Below are 14,950 nucleotides of genomic sequence, written 5' to 3' on the forward strand. Positions count from 1 at the left end.
CTACCCCCTCAATCTCGCTTGGCAGTCGCGTTGCAATACGGCCACTGCCAAATCGACGCTTTCATCCGCATCGGCATCAGTAAGAGTGCGTGAATCATCCTGCAAAATCAAGCCGATGGCGACACTTTTTAGTCCTTGTGCGAGATTCGGCCCGGCGTAGCGATCAAACACGAAAATCTCATGCAAAACCGCTCCGACAGCGTGACGCACGGCCATTTCGACTGCGGCATAGCTCACATTTTCTGGCAATTCGAACGAAAGGTCGCGCCGCACCGAAGGGAATCGTGCCACCGCCGCGCCTCGCGGCACCGTGCGTGCGACGATAGGTTCGAGATCGAATTCGAAGGCATACACGTCGGCGTCGAAATCCAGCGCCTTCAGCAAACGTGGGTGCAGCGCGCCGAGGCTGCCAACGACGGCATCGCCGCGCAGGAAATCCGCGGAACGACCCGGATGCAGCCAGTTCGCCGCCGAAGCCGCGGTACGGAAGGCACGCACATCGCCGGTCAGCGCGAACAGCGACTCCGCATCGCCCTTCACGTCGTAGAAATCGACCGCACGCTTGTCCGCCGCCCATTGCAATTCGTTGGCCTGACCGCAAGCGACGCCGGCAACGCGCACGGTCTCGAGCGGACCGTCCGCACCTTGCTTGAACACGCGCCCGATCTCGAACAATCGCACGCGCTCCTGCTGGCGACGGCGATTGGCGATCAAGGCTGAGACCAGGCCCGGCAGAAGTGAGGTGCGCATCGTGCCGAGATCGGCAGCGAGCGGATTGGCCAGCGCGATCGCGCCGGCGTCAAGCTGCCAGCGTTTGAGCAGATCGGCGTCAAGGAATGCATAGGTGACAGCCTCGCGATAATCGCGTGCGGCAAGCTGGCGGCGCAGCGCGGCTTCGTCGACGCGCATCTCCGACGGCTCGGCCACGCGAATCTCGCCGGCCGGCATCGTCGTCGGAATTTTTTCGTAGCCGTGGATGCGCGCAACCTCTTCGATCAGGTCCTCTTCGATCGCGATGTCGAAGCGCCGTGTCGGCGGTATCGCACGCCAGCCATCTGCCGTCGTCTCGACCTGCATGTCGAGCGCAGTGAGGATGCGTGCGACGTCGGCATCGGCAACGTCGATGCCGAGCACGCGTTTGAGGCGCGCGCGGCGCAGCGACACGGCCGCCGGTTGCGCGAGGAATTCCGGCAACATCGCCTCCGTAATCGGGCCGGCTTTGCCACCGCCGAACTCGACGATCAGCTGTGTCGCACGTTCGAGTGCGAGCCGCGGCAGTTCGGGATCGACGCCGCGCTCGAAACGATGCGAAGCATCCGTGTGCATGCCGAGCTTGCGCGCGCGGCCGCTGATCGCGGTCGGCGCGAAATGCGCTGCCTCGAGGAACACATCGCGCGTCGCGTCGGTCACGCGCGTCTCGTAACCGCCCATGATGCCGGCGAGCGCCACCGGTTTGTCGACATCGGTGATGACCAGGAACTCGGAATCGAGTTTGACCTCCGATTCGTCGAGCAGCTTGAGGCTCTCGCCTGCGCGCGCGCGGCGTACGCCGATCGTGCCGGTCAGTGTCGTATTGTCGAACGCGTGCAGCGGTTGGCCCATTTCGAGCAGCACGTAATTGGTCACGTCGACGAGCAGGCTGATCGGGCGCAGCCCCGAACGGCGCAGGCGTTCGGCCATCCAGAATGGTGTCTGTGCGCTTGCATCGATGCCTTCGATCAGGCGGCCGCAGTAGCGCGGACAATCGGCGCCGGCATGCAATTCGACCTTGCGCTCGTGCATCGTCGTCGCGGCGATAGTCGCGATCGCGGGAACTGCCGCGGGCACGCCGAAGATCGCGGCCACGTCGCGCGCGACGCCCTGTACGGACAGGCAGTCGGGGCGGTTCGGGGTGAGTTTGATTTCGATCGCCGCATCGGGCAAATGCAAATAGTTTGCGAGCGGAGTGCCGACCGGCGCATCGCCCGGCAGTTCAAGCAGGCCGGACGCGTCCGCATCGATGCCAAGTTCCTTGGCCGAACAGAGCATGCCGAACGAATCGACGCCACGCAGCGCGGCTTTCTTGATCTGCATGCCGTTCGGCATCGTCGCACCGACCGTCGCCAGCGGCGCCTTCAGGCCCGCACGCGCGTTCGGCGCACCGCAGACGATCTGCACGGTCTCGCCCGTACCCGTCGCTACCTGACACACGCGCAGCTTGTCCGCGTTCGGATGCGCAGAGCATTCGACGATTTCCGCGACGACGATGCCGTCGAGCGGACCTCCGATCGCCTCGACGCCCTCGACCTCGAGGCCGGCCATCGTCAACTTGTGGCACAGCTCATCGCGAGTCGCGTTGAGCGGAACGAGTTCGCGCAGCCAGTTTTCTGAAAATTTCATTGCAGGGTCGCCGTGTTCTCTTGGCCGTCATTCCGACGGAAGCCGGGTGACGGCAGTGTGTTATGCAAACTGCTTGAGGAAACGCACATCGTTCTCGAAGAATGCGCGCAGGTCGCCGACGCCGTAACGCAGCATCGCGAAGCGTTCGACGCCCATGCCGAAAGCGAAGCCCGTGTAGCGCTCGGGATCGATGTTGCAGGCACGCAGCACGTTCGGATGAACCATGCCGCAGCCAAGCACCTCGAGCCAAGCGGTCGATCCATCCTCGCGGTCCCAGCGGATGTCGACTTCCGCGCCCGGTTCGACGAACGGGAAGTAGCTCGGGCGGAAACGCATCTCGAAATCGCGCTCGAAGAACGCGCGCACGAATTCGGCAAGCGTGCCCTTGAGGTCGGCGAAGGTCGAGGTCTCGTCGACGAGCAGACCCTCGAGCTGGTGGAACATGGGGCTGTGCGTCTGGTCGGAGTCGGAGCGGTAAACCTTGCCCGGCGCAATTACGCGCAGCGGCGGCGTGCGTCCGCTCATTGCACGGATCTGCACCGGCGAAGTATGCGTGCGCAGCAGACGGCCGTCGGGGAAATAGAACGTGTCGTGCATCGCGCGCGCCGGATGGTGCGGCGGGAAGTTCAGCGCCTCGAAGTTGTGCCAGTCGTCCTCGATCTCGGGGCCGTCGGCGACCTCGTAGCCGAGCCGCGCGAAGACGTCGATCATGCGCTCGAGCGCACGCGTGATCGGATGCAGGCTGCCGCGCGCGCCGTTGCGCCCAGGCAAGGTGACGTCGATCGTCTCCGAGGACAGGCGCTGCTCGAGCAGCGCGGCCTCGACCTCGGCACGACTTTCGGCGATCGTCGCCTCGACTTCTTCCTTTGCGCGGTTGACGCGATCACCGAAACTCTTGCGCTGCTCGGGTGGAAGCTTGCCGAGCGTCTTCAGCTCGCCCGTGATCAGACCGGCCTTGCCGATCAACTCGACACGCAAGTCTTCGAGCTTCGCCTGCAGCCTCTTCGGATCGAGCTTGCCCTTGATCTCGGCGACTTTCGCGACGATGCCGTCGAGCTTCTGCTGGAAGCCATCGTTGTCGCGAAAGCGCTCGCGCAGCGAGTCCATCAGGGCATCGATTTTCTTTTCCAGGCGATCGCTCATATCAGTCCATAGTTTCTCATGCCGTCACTCCGCCATGGCTTGTAGAAATGACGAGCAAAAAAAGAGGGAGCTAGGCCAAGGCCCGGCTCCCTCGCGTCTATTTCAGCCATCATCCATGATGGCGAGAATCAAAAAGCGCTCTGCCATGACCGCACGTTTCAATGCGGGCATGGACGCGATGTGATTCTCTTACGCTGCGAGCGCGCCCTTGGCCTTTTCGGCGAGGGCGCCAAACGCGGCGATGTCGTGCACGGCGATGTCGGCGAGCACCTTGCGGTCGACCGTGATGTTGGCCTTCTTCAGGCCGTTCATCAGGCGGCTGTAAGACAGGCCGAACTGGCGCGAGGCCGCGTTGATGCGCACGATCCACAGCCCGCGGAACTGGCGCTTCTTCTGCTTGCGGCCGATATAAGCGTACTGGCCGGCCTTGATGACCGCCTGCTTGGCAGCGCGGAAAACCTTGCGGCGGGCGTTGTAATAGCCCTTCGCACGGGAAATGATCTTCTTGTGTCGACGGCGGGCGACGACACCACGTTTTACTCGTGCCATGGTTTCGTCTCCTTACACGTAGGGAAGCATGCGCGCGATGCGACCGGAGTCTTCTTTGCGCACGATGTTGGGACCACGCAGGCCGCGCTTACGCTTGGTCGACTTCTTGGTCAGGATGTGGCTCTTGAAGGCATGACCGGCTTTGTATTTGCCGGATGCCGTCTTGCGGAACCGCTTCGCGGCGGCCCGATTGGTTTTGATCTTGGGCATGGCCCAACTCCTTATGTTGATTTGTATACTCGCCCGAGCGGCAGCTTCACTGCGCTTTCCGTCCTGCTCTGGCTTAGCTTGTTTAAGTCCGCACGAAGCGGACGGGTTCCTGGTTCCACCTCTCTTCCGCACAAACGGAGGAGAAGCAAACCGTCAGCGGCGAAAAGACTGTTGTCCTTTCCGCCGCCCGCATGATCCAAGCGAAATCGCCTCGATCACTGCTTCTTTTTCGGAGCCACCATCATCACCATCTGCCGACCTTCGAAGCGCGGGAAGCTTTCGACTACTGCTTCCTCGGCAACGTCCGCCTGGATGCGCCTGACCATCTGCTCGCCCAACTCCGTGTGCGCCATTTCGCGGCCCTTGAAGCGGACGACGATCTTGACCTTGTCGCCTTCTTCGAGGAAGCGCTTCATGTTGCGCAGCTTCACGTTGTAGTCGCCGTCTTCGGTCGAGGGGCGGAACTTGAGCTCCTTGATCTCGACCTGCTTGGTCTTGCGCTTGGCCGCGTGCGCCTTCTTCTGCTGCTCGAACTTGAACTTGCCGTAGTCCATGATGCGGCAAACGGGCGGATCGGCGGTCGGTTGAATTTCGACCAGATCCAGGCCCAGATCGGAGGCCATCGTCAGCGCTTCGTCGCGCGACAGTATGCCCACCTGTTCTCCTTCGGCGCCGATGACGCGCACCCGCGGAACACGAATCTCCGTGTTCTTGCGGTTAGCTTTTTCAGTGGCTATAAGTAACTCTCCAGTAATTTATTCCAGTAAATTCAAGAGATTGCTATGCATTCTTGAATTCGTTTCGCAGCTTGTCGGCGAACTCGGAAGCCTTCATCGAGCCCAGGTCTTCACCCGACCGCGCACGCACGGCGACGAGCCCGAGTTCCTTTTCGCGATCGCCGACCACGAGAAGGTACGGAATCTTCTGCAACGTGTGTTCGCGTATTTTATAGCCGATTTTCTCATTGCGCAAATCGGCCTCGACACGGAAACCTTGCCGGACAAGGGTTTGCGTCATTTCCGAGGCAAATTCGGCCTGTGCGTCGGTAATATTCATGATCATGGCCTGCACCGGTGCCAGCCACGCCGGGAATTGGCCGGCATGGTGCTCGATCAGGATGCCGATGAAGCGCTCCATCGAACCGACGATGGCCCGATGCAGCATCACCGGCTGGCGGCGCTGGCTGTGTTCGTCCACATATTCCGCACCGAGACGTCCCGGCATCATGAAGTCGACCTGCATCGTGCCGAGCTGCCAGGTACGGCCGATCGCGTCGCGCAGGTGATATTCGATCTTCGGTCCGTAGAATGCGCCCTCGCCCGGCAACTCCTGCCATTCGACGCCGCAGGCGCGCAGCGCCGAGCGCAGCGCATTCTCGGCCTTGTCCCAGGTCGCGTCGTCGCCGAGGCGCGGCTCGGGACGCAGCGCGATTTTGATCTGGATGTCGGTGAAACCGAAATCCGCGTACACCTTCAGTGCCTGGCGGTGAAACGCCGTCACCTCAGTTTCGATCTGATCTTCCGTACAGAAGATATGGCCGTCGTCCTGAGTGAAGCCGCGCACGCGCAGGATGCCGTGCAAGGCCCCGGACGGCTCGTTGCGATGACAGGCGCCGAACTCGCCGTAGCGGATCGGCAGGTCGCGGTAGCTGTGCAGGCCGTGGTTGAAGATCTGCACGTGGCCCGGACAATTCATCGGCTTCAAGGCATACGTGCGCTTCTCCGATTCGGTGAAGAACATGTTCTCCTTGTAGTTGTCCCAGTGACCGGACTTCTGCCACAGCGAAACGTCGAGCACCTGCGGGCAGCGCACTTCCTGGTAACCCGATTCGCGGTAGACGCGGCGCATGTACTGCTCGACCACCTGCCAAATCGACCAGCCCTTTGGATGCCAGAAGACCAGGCCAGGCCCCTCCTCCTGCACGTGGAACAGATCGAGTTGCTTGCCGAGCTTGCGATGGTCGCGCTTCTCGGCTTCTTCGAGCTGGGTCAGATAGCCCTTCAGGTCCTTGTCGTTGAGCCAGGCCGTGCCGTAGACGCGCTGGAGCATCTCGTTGTTCGAATCGCCGCGCCAGTACGCGCCGGCCACCTTCATCAGCTTGAACGCGCGCAGCTTGTTTGTGTTCGGCACGTGCGGACCGCGGCAGAGATCGATGAACTCGCCCTGCGAGTACAGCGACAGTTCCTCGTTGGCCGGAATCGATTCGATGATCTGCGCCTTGTATTCCTCGTTCTTGCCGCGGAAGAACTTCACCGCCTCATCGCGCGACATGACCGAGCGCGACACCTCGAGGTTTTCGCCGACGATCTTCTTCATCTCGGCCTCGATCTTGTCGAGGTCTTCCGGCGTGAACGGCGTCTTGCGCGCGAAGTCGTAGTAGAACCCGTTGTCGATCACCGGACCGATCGTGACCTGGGTGTCCGGGAACAGCCGTTGCGTCGCCTGCGCAAGCAGGTGCGCAGTCGAATGGCGCAGGATATCGAGCGCCTCGGGACTCTTCTCGGTGACGATCGCTAGATTCGCGTCATATTCGATCTTGTAGCTCGTATCGACGAGACGGCCGTCGATCTTGCCGGCCAGCGCGGCCTTGGCCAGACCGGCGCCGATCGATGCGGCGACTTCGGCCACTGACACGGGATGTTCGAACTGGCGCTGGCTACCGTCGGGGAGAGTGATGTTGATCATAATTGTTCTTCGTGAAATGCGGCCGCAGGTGGCCGTCTTTTGATTCTCACCGTCACTTACGACGGCAAAAATTACCCAACAAAAAAGGCGCCAAGCGCCTAGTTTGTAAGGTAGCTTGACGGTTGCGATTTCAGCTGCGGAAAGTACTAGTGCTCATGTCGCACACTCGGCTGCAGTTGCCCGCGCGCCACCGTTCGAGGTTCTGGAATCAAAGCGTACCGTAGAGCCCGACAGCGGACAAGAGCGCGCCGCGACAAAAAAATCCCCCGGAGATCCGGGGGATGAGTGAGGTGATGAAACTTGGGCTTAACGGTTCGAACTTGCCCTCATTACTACTGCGCACAGATGGCATATGTGGTGTAGTTGAATCCGCTGCCATTGTTATTTTGATTGGAGATGACAAAGGCCCACGTGGTGCTAGAAGCCTGATAGCTCGAAACGATGAAAGGTGCCTTTGATACGTTGTAACCTGACAAGTGAAGCGAGCCGCTGATAGCAGTGCCGCTGCTGCATGCCAGAGTGGTAATTGTGCAGCCGTTGCCGCAAGCGCCGGTGGCACCCGTGCTGCCGCTCAGGGTGACGCCTGATGAACCCGTGGCGCCGGTCGGACCGGTGACGCCAGTCGCACCTGTAGCACCGGCACCTGTCGCACCCGTAGCGCCGGTCACGCCAGTCACACCCGTGGCGCCGGTCGCACCTGTTGCGCCGGTCGGGCCGGTCGCGCCCACGCCCGGACCCGTCGCACCAGTAGCGCCTACCGGGCCCGTGGAACCCGTTGCGCCCGTACCCGTCGCGCCCGTGGCACCTGTCGCTCCGACGTCACCCGTTGCACCTGTCGCCCCCGTGGCACCCGTAGCTCCGGTAGCACCCGTCGGACCAGCCGAAGGAGCAGTCGGCGCACGGAAATAGCCGTACGCATCCACGATCAGATTGGTCGTGCGCTGCGCTTCGACGGTGAACTGACCGTTGGACTGATTGATCGTGGCAATGCCTTCGTTCGCGATGACCTCACCGCTGACGTAGTTGATCCAGCTGCTCAACGGCGAGCTTCCCTCCGGGAATACGGAAAGAAAGGCCGAGGGATAGTCCGGCATGTTGCGCGAATCAATCGTGATGTTGAACGTCATCGCGGCAGGCGTCGCGCCGGTGAAGCCCGAGCAGCTGGCATCACCGCCTTGCGACGCACCGCCTGCAGCCAGGAACGTCGTCAGCGAGTAAACGTCGGCCAGCGGGGTCCCCGGAGGAGCGCCGATCGCTCGTGTATCAACGATGCGGCAGGGCACGATCGGCGTATAAACCAAATCCTCGGTCGTGCTGACGTCTGCAGAAACTACGCTGGATGCGGTTGCGTTCGTGCTGCGCACCATCGCATTGTTGGCAGCCACCAACGCCTCTTTGAGCGAGGGGGCATTGCCCGCCTCGGCGAAACCCTGTGCATCTCCGCGCATCAGATTGTTGATCAGTTCGACGCGGCTGGCACTCGTCGCGCTGGTCGGCGACTGCGCGGTGAAGTGATTCGCGATCGATTGCGCCTGAGCGAAACGTTGCTGCGCTCTGGCCAGAGCGGCCGGATTCAGTGCAGTGGGAGCCGCACGGTTGTTCAGCACGCTGTGCACGTCGCTGAAGCTGGCGGCGGATGCGGTCAGTGCCTGCGTGATGGCAAAAGCTAAAGCACTGATCGCTACGGTCTTACGATTTACGAGTTGCATGGATGCCCCCTGTTGGCTGTGTGATATGCCGGCTTTCCCGGACCTGTTCGGCGCGCCCGCTTCGTGCGCAGAGGCGCGGCGACGCCTTATTGCACGTAAGCAAAGTTTGTCGAGCGGGAATGAAAGTTGCCGGCGGTTGGTTTCTACCCGGAGCGCCATAGACGCTCCGTGCGACGACGGCGCTTGTACGCCGTCATTGCACTTCTTGCACATTGCAAGAGATGCGAACTACCGTTTCGAATTTTCCTTTCGCATCCGATGGATGCGCCCCTGTAGCTAGTCGATATTACATTGAAAAAGAAGTTTCCAGTGTGTGAAAACTATCACATTTTCCAGTATTTGCTTCAAAAAAACGCGAACTGAATCGTACAAGCAAATTCCTGGCCACTCAGCGTCATACCGAACAATTCAACGTTCGCCGCTCGCGCCAGGAAGAAGTCGCGAGTTCGGCCAATTGCAAGGCCTTGATTCCGTCAACAAGGCCCGGAACGGGCTGGGCATTGCCGGCCAGCACCTCGGCAAAATGTGCCATCTCGATCGCATAGGCGCGACGATAGCGCTCGAGAAAGAACGGCTCGGGCACGTCGCTGCTGACTGCGCTCGCGAGCGAGGCGACGACCTCGGTGGGCCGATGGTTACCTGCCTGCAGCATGCCGCCTGCGCCGAGCACTTCGATACGCTGGTCGTAACCGTAGGCCGCATGACGCGAAGTATTGATCGTGCATAGGCGCCCACTGCGCGAACGCAACGTCACCGCCGCCGTATCGAGATCGTTGGCCTGCCCCGCATTGGCGCTCAGGCAGGCACCGGTCGCATAGATTTCGACGATCTCGTCGGCGAGCAGCCAGCGGCAGACGTCGAAATCGTGAATCAACATGTCCTTGAACACGCCGCCGGATTGCTTGAGGTATTCCAGCGGCGGCGGTGCCGGATCGCGGCTGGTCAGCACGACGACTTCGGGCGCACCGATCTCGCCCGCGTCGAGGCGGCGCTTGAGCGCGGCGAAAGTGGGATCGAAACGGCGCTGGAAACCGATCATGCACGGCACGCCGGCTTCGGCCACCACCGCAGCGCATGCGCGCGCACCGTCGAGATCGGTCGCGACAGGCTTCTCGCAGAAGATAGCCTTGCCCGCGCGCGCTGCGCGCGCGATCAGTTCCGCGTGCATCGTGGTGCTCGCAGCGATGACGACGGCCGCGACGGTCGGATCCGCGAGAGCATGCTCTGCATCGACCACGGTTGCGCCGAACGTGGCGGCCAGTTTATCCGCCGCCTCCGCGTTCACGTCGACGACATAGCGCAGGCGCAAACCCGGTTGCGCGGCGATATTGCCCGCATGGATGCGGCCGATGCGCCCTGCGCCGAACAGCGCTATCGCGAACCTGCTCTCAGGCATCATAGTCCCCGGTGTGCGCACCTTCGTTCGGTTTCACTTCAAGCCGGTAGGCAAGTGCGACGAACAGCGCCTGGCACAGGCAGATCGTGCTGGTCAACGCGCGGAACGCGAACGCGCTCGCCTCGTCGACCTTGAGCAGCACGTTCGCATGCGCGGCAAGCGGACCGAGGTCGGATTCGCTGATCGCGATCACCTTGGCCTTGCGCTGGCGCGCAAGCCGCGTGCAGAACAGCGTCTCCTTGCCGTAAGGCGGAAAGCTGATCGCGATCAGGGCATCGCCCTTGCCGATGCTGTGGATCTGCTCGCGATGCATGCCGCCGAGGCCGTCGACCAGATGCACGCGCTTGGTCGTATGGCCGAGCGCGTAGGCGATGTAGCTCGCGATCGCGAACGAACGCCGCACGGCGACGATGTAGATGTGCTCGGCCGGTTCGAGCAGATCTACCGCGGCGCGAAAACGCGCCGAGTCGAAACGTTCCACGAGCTCATCGAGCCCGACCCGGCAGGCATCGATGAAGCTGCGCGCGATCTGCGTCTCGTCGAGCTTTTCCGGACGCTCTGCGATGACGCGGCGAATGCGATGCTGGTAGCTGCCTGAAGGTTCGGCACGCTCGCGATAGGCGTCGCGGAACATGGCCTGCATCTCGCTGAACCCGGTATAGCCGAAGCGCTGCGCGAAGCGCACGACGGCCGAGGGATGCACGTTCGATCCGCTCGCCACGTCGTTGACCTTCTGCAGCATGATGCTTGAGCGATGCTGCTCGAGATAGCGCGCGATGCCCTGGAGCTGGCGCGGCAACGACTCGAATTCGTCGGCGACGCGCTGCATGAGCTGGTCCACTGCATTGCTGACTGCCAAGGGCTTGCTCCTGCGCTAATGCGGCTATCGGTGAGTTTGCGATAAATGGAATAAAAATTCCATATTTCCAATTGATGCAATGCGAATTGCAAAGATTGAAGGCAGGTCCTATTCTCTCGCATACGCCGCGCATTCTCGCAAGCCCACGCACCGCGCATGACAGAACCTGTTCACCCCGCCACCGCGCGCCCGCTCGATGCCATCTTCCTCGGCCGCGTCGCCGTCGATCTCTACGCGCAGCAGATTGGCGCGCGCCTCGAAGACGCGACCAGCTTCGCCAAATACCTCGGCGGATCCTCCGGCAACGCAGCATTCGGCTGCGCGCGCCTCGGCCTCAAGTCGTCGATGCTCAGCCGCGTCGGCGACGACCAGATGGGTCGCTTCCTCAGCGAAACCCTCGCCCGCGAAGGCTGCGATGTCTCGCACCTGCGCGTCGACCCGGATCGCCTGACCGCGTTCGTGCTGCTCGGCATCAAGGATCGCGACACCTTCCCGCTGTTGTTCCACCGTGAGAACTGCGCGGACATGGCTATAGCTGCGGACGATATCGACGAGGCTTATGTCGCCTCGGCGCGTGCGCTCGCAATCACCGGCACGCACCTGTCCACCCCGGCCACGCTCGCTGCCTGCCATAAGGCACTCGATCTCGCGCGCAGGCACGGCCTGCGCCGCGTGCTCGACATCGATTACCGCCCGGTGCTCTGGGGCCTCGCGCCGCGCAGCGACGGCGCCACGCGTTTCATCGCGAATGCGCAGGTGACCGCGCATCTGCGCGAAGTGTTGTCGTCATTCGATCTGATCGTCGGCACCGAGGAGGAATTTCGCGTCGCCGGCGGCGACGACGACTTGATCTCCGCATTACGCAATGTGCGTGCGGCGAGCCCGGCCCTGCTCGTGATCAAGCGCGGCGCGCTCGGCTGCAACGTGATCGATGGCGACATTCCCGCGCGCATCGACGATGCGCCGCTGTACCGCGCGCCGCGCGTCGAGGTGCTCAACGTGCTCGGCGCCGGCGATGCATTCATGGCCGGATTCCTTTCCGGCTGGCTGCGCGATGAAACTATCGAACGCTGCTGCGCCTCAGCGAACGCCTGCGGCGCGATCGTCGTGTCGCGCCACGGCTGCGCGCCGGCGATGCCGAGCCGCGCCGAGCTCGACCATTTCTTGGCCCAAGTCGATCGCGATCCGGCACGCGCGCAGCGCCCCGACCTCGACGCCGATCTGGCCCACCTGCATCGCGTCAGCGTAGCGCGGCCGCACTGGGATGACCTGCACGTATTCGCCTTCGACCATCGCAGCGCACTCGAGGAATTAGCCCGCCACCACGGCGCGAGTGCAGCGGCGCGTCTTTCGCTGTTCAAGAGCCTGCTGTTGCGCGCGACCGACCAGACCGAACGGGCATCCGCTCTGTCCGACCGCATCGGCGTGCTCATCGATGACCGCTACGGCCAGGATGCACTCAACGCCGCGAGCGGGCGCGGCTGGTGGATCGGCCGTCCGGTCGAACTCCCCGACACGACGCCGCTCGCGTTCGAACACGGCCGCTCGATCGGCACGCATCTGGCCACCTGGCCCCACGAACACACGATCAAATGCCTCGTCGTCTTCGACCCCGACGACGCCATACAGCGCGCCGAACAGGGGCGGCAGTTGCGCACGCTATACGACGCCGCCTGCGCGAGCGGCCACGAATTGCTGATCGAGGTCATCGCGCCGCCGCGCGCGGCACCGACGCAGCGCGGAGATCTCGTGCGCCGCGCGATCGAGCGCATCTATGCCTACGGCATCAGACCAGAGTGGTGGAAGCTCGCGCCGCTGGATGCGGCCGACTGGCCTGCCCTCGATGCGCTGATCATGCGCAACGATCCCTGGTGCCGCGGAGTGCTCCTACTCGGCGCCGACGCACCCTTTGCCGATCTCGCCGCCGGTTTTGCCGCCGCCGCGGCCAGCGCGACCTGCCGCGGCTTCGCCGTCGGCCGCAGCGTATTCGCCGAACCGGCGCGCGCCTGGTTCACCGGCGAGATCGACGATGATGCGCTGGTCGCACGCGTGCATGCCAACCAGCGCGAACTCGCTGCACTCTGGCGCGCGGCGCGCGACAATATCGCCCAAGACGATACGAAAAGACTTTCCGCAAACGCATGAGCAACCCGACCGTACGACTCACGATGGCGCAGGCACTGGTGCGCTATCTGGCGGCACAACAGGTGCGCATCGACGGTGAAACCGTGCCGCTGTTCGCCGGCATGTTCGCGATCTTCGGTCACGGCAACGTCGCCGCACTGGGTGAAGCGCTGTACGAACACCGCGACGCCCTGCCGACCTGGCGCGCACACAACGAACAAGCGATGGCACATACCGCGATCGCCTACGCCAAGGCGCAGGCGCGCCGGCGCATGATGGCCGTGACCACGTCGATCGGCCCCGGCGCAACCAACCTCGTCACCGCCGCCGCACTCGCCCACGTCAACCGCCTGCCCGTGCTGCTGCTGCCCGGCGACGTCTTCGTCTCGCGTGCGCCCGACCCGGTATTGCAACAGATGGAGGATTTCGCCGACGGCACGGTCAGCGTCAACGACTGCTTCAAGCCGGTCTCGCGCTACTTCGACCGCATCGTCGCGCCGTCGCAATTGCTGAGCGCGCTGCCGCGCGCGATTCGCGTGCTGACCGATCCGGCGTTGTGCGGCCCAGTCACGCTGGCGCTGCCGCAGGACGTGCAGGCGCAGGCCTTCGACTATCCCGCCGCGTTCTTCGAACCGCGCATCGTGTCCGCGCCCGCAACGATACCGTCCCCCGTACAAATCGCCGCCGCCGCCGCCACGCTGCGCGCCGCGCGGCGCCCGGTCATCATTGCCGGCGGCGGCGTGCTCTACGGCGACGCCACGAAAACGCTGCGCGCCTTCGCCGAGCGCCACGCGATTCCGGTCGCCGAGACGCAGGCCGGCAAGGGCAGCCTGCCCTGGGACCATCCGTTACAACTCGGCCCGGTCGGCGTCTGCGGCAGCAGCGCCGCGAATGCAGTCGCTGCGCAAGCCGACCTTGTCCTCGCGGTCGGCACGCGTCTCGCCGACTTCACCACGGGCTCGAATGCGTTGTATCCCAAAGCTCGGCTTGTGACGCTCAACGTCAATGCCTATGACGCAGAAAAGAATTCGGCGCTCGCCATCGCTGCGGATGCGAACGAAAGCCTCGATGCGCTCACTCAGACGTTGCTCGACTGGTGCGCGCCGAGGGAATGGCGAGATCGCGCCGAACAGCTTGGAAATGAGTGGCGCGCCGTTGTCGAGCGCCTCACCGCAACACGCAATTTTCGTGCGGGCGAGCTGCCCTACGAAGCCGACGTGATCGGCGCCGTGCAGCGCTCGGCTGTCGATTCGGCCGACAACGACATCGTCGTCTGCGCCGCCGGCGGCCTGCCGGGCGAGCTGATCAAGCTGTGGCGCACGCGCATGCCGGGCGGATACCACGTCGAATACGGTTACTCGTGCATGGGCTACGAGATCGCCGGCGGCCTGGGCGTGAAAATGGCCAAACCAGAGCGCGAAGTGATCGTCATGGTCGGCGACGGCAGCTACCTCATGCTCAATTCCGAAATCGCCACTTCGGTGATGCTCGGCCACAAGCTTATCGTCGTCGTGCTCGACAACCGCGGCTTCGGCTGCATCGGCCGCCTGCAGCGCGCCTGCGGTGACGCGCCTTTCAACAACCTGCTCGATGAGGACTGCGCGACCGCTACCGGCGCACCCGCGGTCGACTTCGCCGCGCACGCGCGCGCGCTCGGCGCGGCTGCCGAACATGTCGACAGCATCGGCGAGCTGGAACAAGCGATGAAACGCGCACGCGCCGCAAAGAGCAGCTACGTCATTTCGATCCGCACCGACCCGCATCGCTGCACGCGCGAAGGCGGCAGCTGGTGGGAGGTGGCCGTGCCCGCGGTCTCCACGCGCGAATCCGTGCGCGAGGCGCGTACGGACTACGAAGCGGCGCTGCGCAAACGCGACCAAGAATCCGGAGCATGAG

At 63.3% G+C, this 14,950-nt stretch carries 11 protein-coding genes; 2 read left to right on the forward strand and 9 right to left on the reverse strand.

The annotated features are described in order from the left end of the window. The 9 genes from pheT to F455_RS0112000 form a co-directional block, all read right to left on the reverse strand. Complete coding sequence (pheT, locus tag F455_RS0111960) at window positions 1–2,379, reverse strand: phenylalanine--tRNA ligase subunit beta (RefSeq protein WP_018973529.1); 2,379 nt, start codon at window positions 2,377–2,379, stop codon at window positions 1–3. A gap of 60 nt (window positions 2,380–2,439) precedes the next feature. After that, window positions 2,440–3,522, reverse strand: coding sequence for a phenylalanine--tRNA ligase subunit alpha (gene pheS / locus F455_RS0111965; RefSeq protein WP_018973530.1), 1,083 nt, complete (start codon window positions 3,520–3,522; stop codon window positions 2,440–2,442). A gap of 189 nt (window positions 3,523–3,711) precedes the next feature. Then, window positions 3,712–4,071: a 50S ribosomal protein L20 gene (gene rplT / locus F455_RS0111970; RefSeq protein WP_018973531.1), complete on the reverse strand. Its 360-nt coding sequence runs from the start codon at window positions 4,069–4,071 to the stop codon at window positions 3,712–3,714. A 12-nt stretch (window positions 4,072–4,083) separates the two neighbouring features. Further along, the gene (rpmI, locus tag F455_RS0111975; RefSeq protein ID WP_018973532.1) at window positions 4,084–4,281 is read right to left on the reverse strand and encodes a 50S ribosomal protein L35; all 198 of its coding nucleotides are present in this window, start codon (window positions 4,279–4,281) and stop codon (window positions 4,084–4,086) included. Between the two features lie 215 nt (window positions 4,282–4,496). After that, window positions 4,497–5,018: a translation initiation factor IF-3 gene (infC, locus tag F455_RS0111980; protein WP_083918931.1), complete on the reverse strand. Its 522-nt coding sequence runs from the start codon at window positions 5,016–5,018 to the stop codon at window positions 4,497–4,499. Between the two features lie 43 nt (window positions 5,019–5,061). Further along, the gene (gene thrS, locus F455_RS0111985; RefSeq protein WP_018973534.1) at window positions 5,062–6,966 is read right to left on the reverse strand and encodes a threonine--tRNA ligase; all 1,905 of its coding nucleotides are present in this window, start codon (window positions 6,964–6,966) and stop codon (window positions 5,062–5,064) included. A gap of 332 nt (window positions 6,967–7,298) precedes the next feature. After that, window positions 7,299–8,834: a hypothetical protein gene (locus F455_RS23350; protein WP_211212315.1), complete on the reverse strand. Its 1,536-nt coding sequence runs from the start codon at window positions 8,832–8,834 to the stop codon at window positions 7,299–7,301. A 235-nt stretch (window positions 8,835–9,069) separates the two neighbouring features. Further along, window positions 9,070–10,071 (reverse strand): inositol 2-dehydrogenase, encoded by a 1,002-nt coding sequence (gene iolG, locus F455_RS0111995; RefSeq protein WP_033409980.1) that lies wholly within the window; start codon window positions 10,069–10,071, stop codon window positions 9,070–9,072. After that, a complete protein-coding gene (locus tag F455_RS0112000) occupies window positions 10,064–10,930 on the reverse strand; it encodes a MurR/RpiR family transcriptional regulator (RefSeq protein WP_026293322.1) in 867 nt (288 codons plus the stop codon). The genes iolG and F455_RS0112000 overlap by 8 nt, the downstream gene beginning before the upstream one ends. 156 nt (window positions 10,931–11,086) lie before the next feature. Between F455_RS0112000 and F455_RS0112005 the strand changes: the two genes are divergently transcribed. Both F455_RS0112005 and iolD read left to right on the forward strand, forming a co-directional pair. Continuing rightward, a complete protein-coding gene (locus tag F455_RS0112005) occupies window positions 11,087–13,075 on the forward strand; it encodes a bifunctional 5-dehydro-2-deoxygluconokinase/5-dehydro-2-deoxyphosphogluconate aldolase (RefSeq protein WP_018973538.1) in 1,989 nt (662 codons plus the stop codon). Continuing rightward, on the forward strand, window positions 13,072–14,949 hold the full coding sequence (iolD, locus tag F455_RS0112010; protein WP_018973539.1) for a 3D-(3,5/4)-trihydroxycyclohexane-1,2-dione acylhydrolase (decyclizing): 1,878 nt from the start codon (window positions 13,072–13,074) through the stop codon (window positions 14,947–14,949). The genes F455_RS0112005 and iolD overlap by 4 nt, the downstream gene beginning before the upstream one ends. The last annotated feature ends 1 nt before the right edge of the window (window position 14,950 follow it).

It is taken from the genome of Rudaea cellulosilytica DSM 22992 (assembly GCF_000378125.1).
Classification (GTDB): Bacteria; Pseudomonadota; Gammaproteobacteria; order Xanthomonadales; family Rhodanobacteraceae; genus Rudaea; species Rudaea cellulosilytica.

What these genes read in the sequence shown, in the direction of transcription:
- iolD (WP_018973539.1), top strand. Translation starts at nt 13,072, where the DNA reads ATGAGCAACCCGACCGTACGACTCACGATGGCGCAGGCACTGGTGCGC.
- pheT (WP_018973529.1), bottom strand. Translation starts at nt 2,379, where the DNA reads ATGAAATTTTCAGAAAACTGGCTGCGCGAACTCGTTCCGCTCAACGCG.
- pheS (WP_018973530.1), bottom strand. Translation starts at nt 3,522, where the DNA reads ATGAGCGATCGCCTGGAAAAGAAAATCGATGCCCTGATGGACTCGCTG.
- iolG (WP_033409980.1), bottom strand. Translation starts at nt 10,071, where the DNA reads ATGCCTGAGAGCAGGTTCGCGATAGCGCTGTTCGGCGCAGGGCGCATC.
- rplT (WP_018973531.1), bottom strand. Translation starts at nt 4,071, where the DNA reads ATGGCACGAGTAAAACGTGGTGTCGTCGCCCGCCGTCGACACAAGAAG.
- rpmI (WP_018973532.1), bottom strand. Translation starts at nt 4,281, where the DNA reads ATGCCCAAGATCAAAACCAATCGGGCCGCCGCGAAGCGGTTCCGCAAG.
- thrS (WP_018973534.1), bottom strand. Translation starts at nt 6,966, where the DNA reads ATGATCAACATCACTCTCCCCGACGGTAGCCAGCGCCAGTTCGAACAT.
- F455_RS23350 (WP_211212315.1), bottom strand. Translation starts at nt 8,834, where the DNA reads ATGGCGCTCCGGGTAGAAACCAACCGCCGGCAACTTTCATTCCCGCTC.
- F455_RS0112005 (WP_018973538.1), top strand. Translation starts at nt 11,087, where the DNA reads ATGACAGAACCTGTTCACCCCGCCACCGCGCGCCCGCTCGATGCCATC.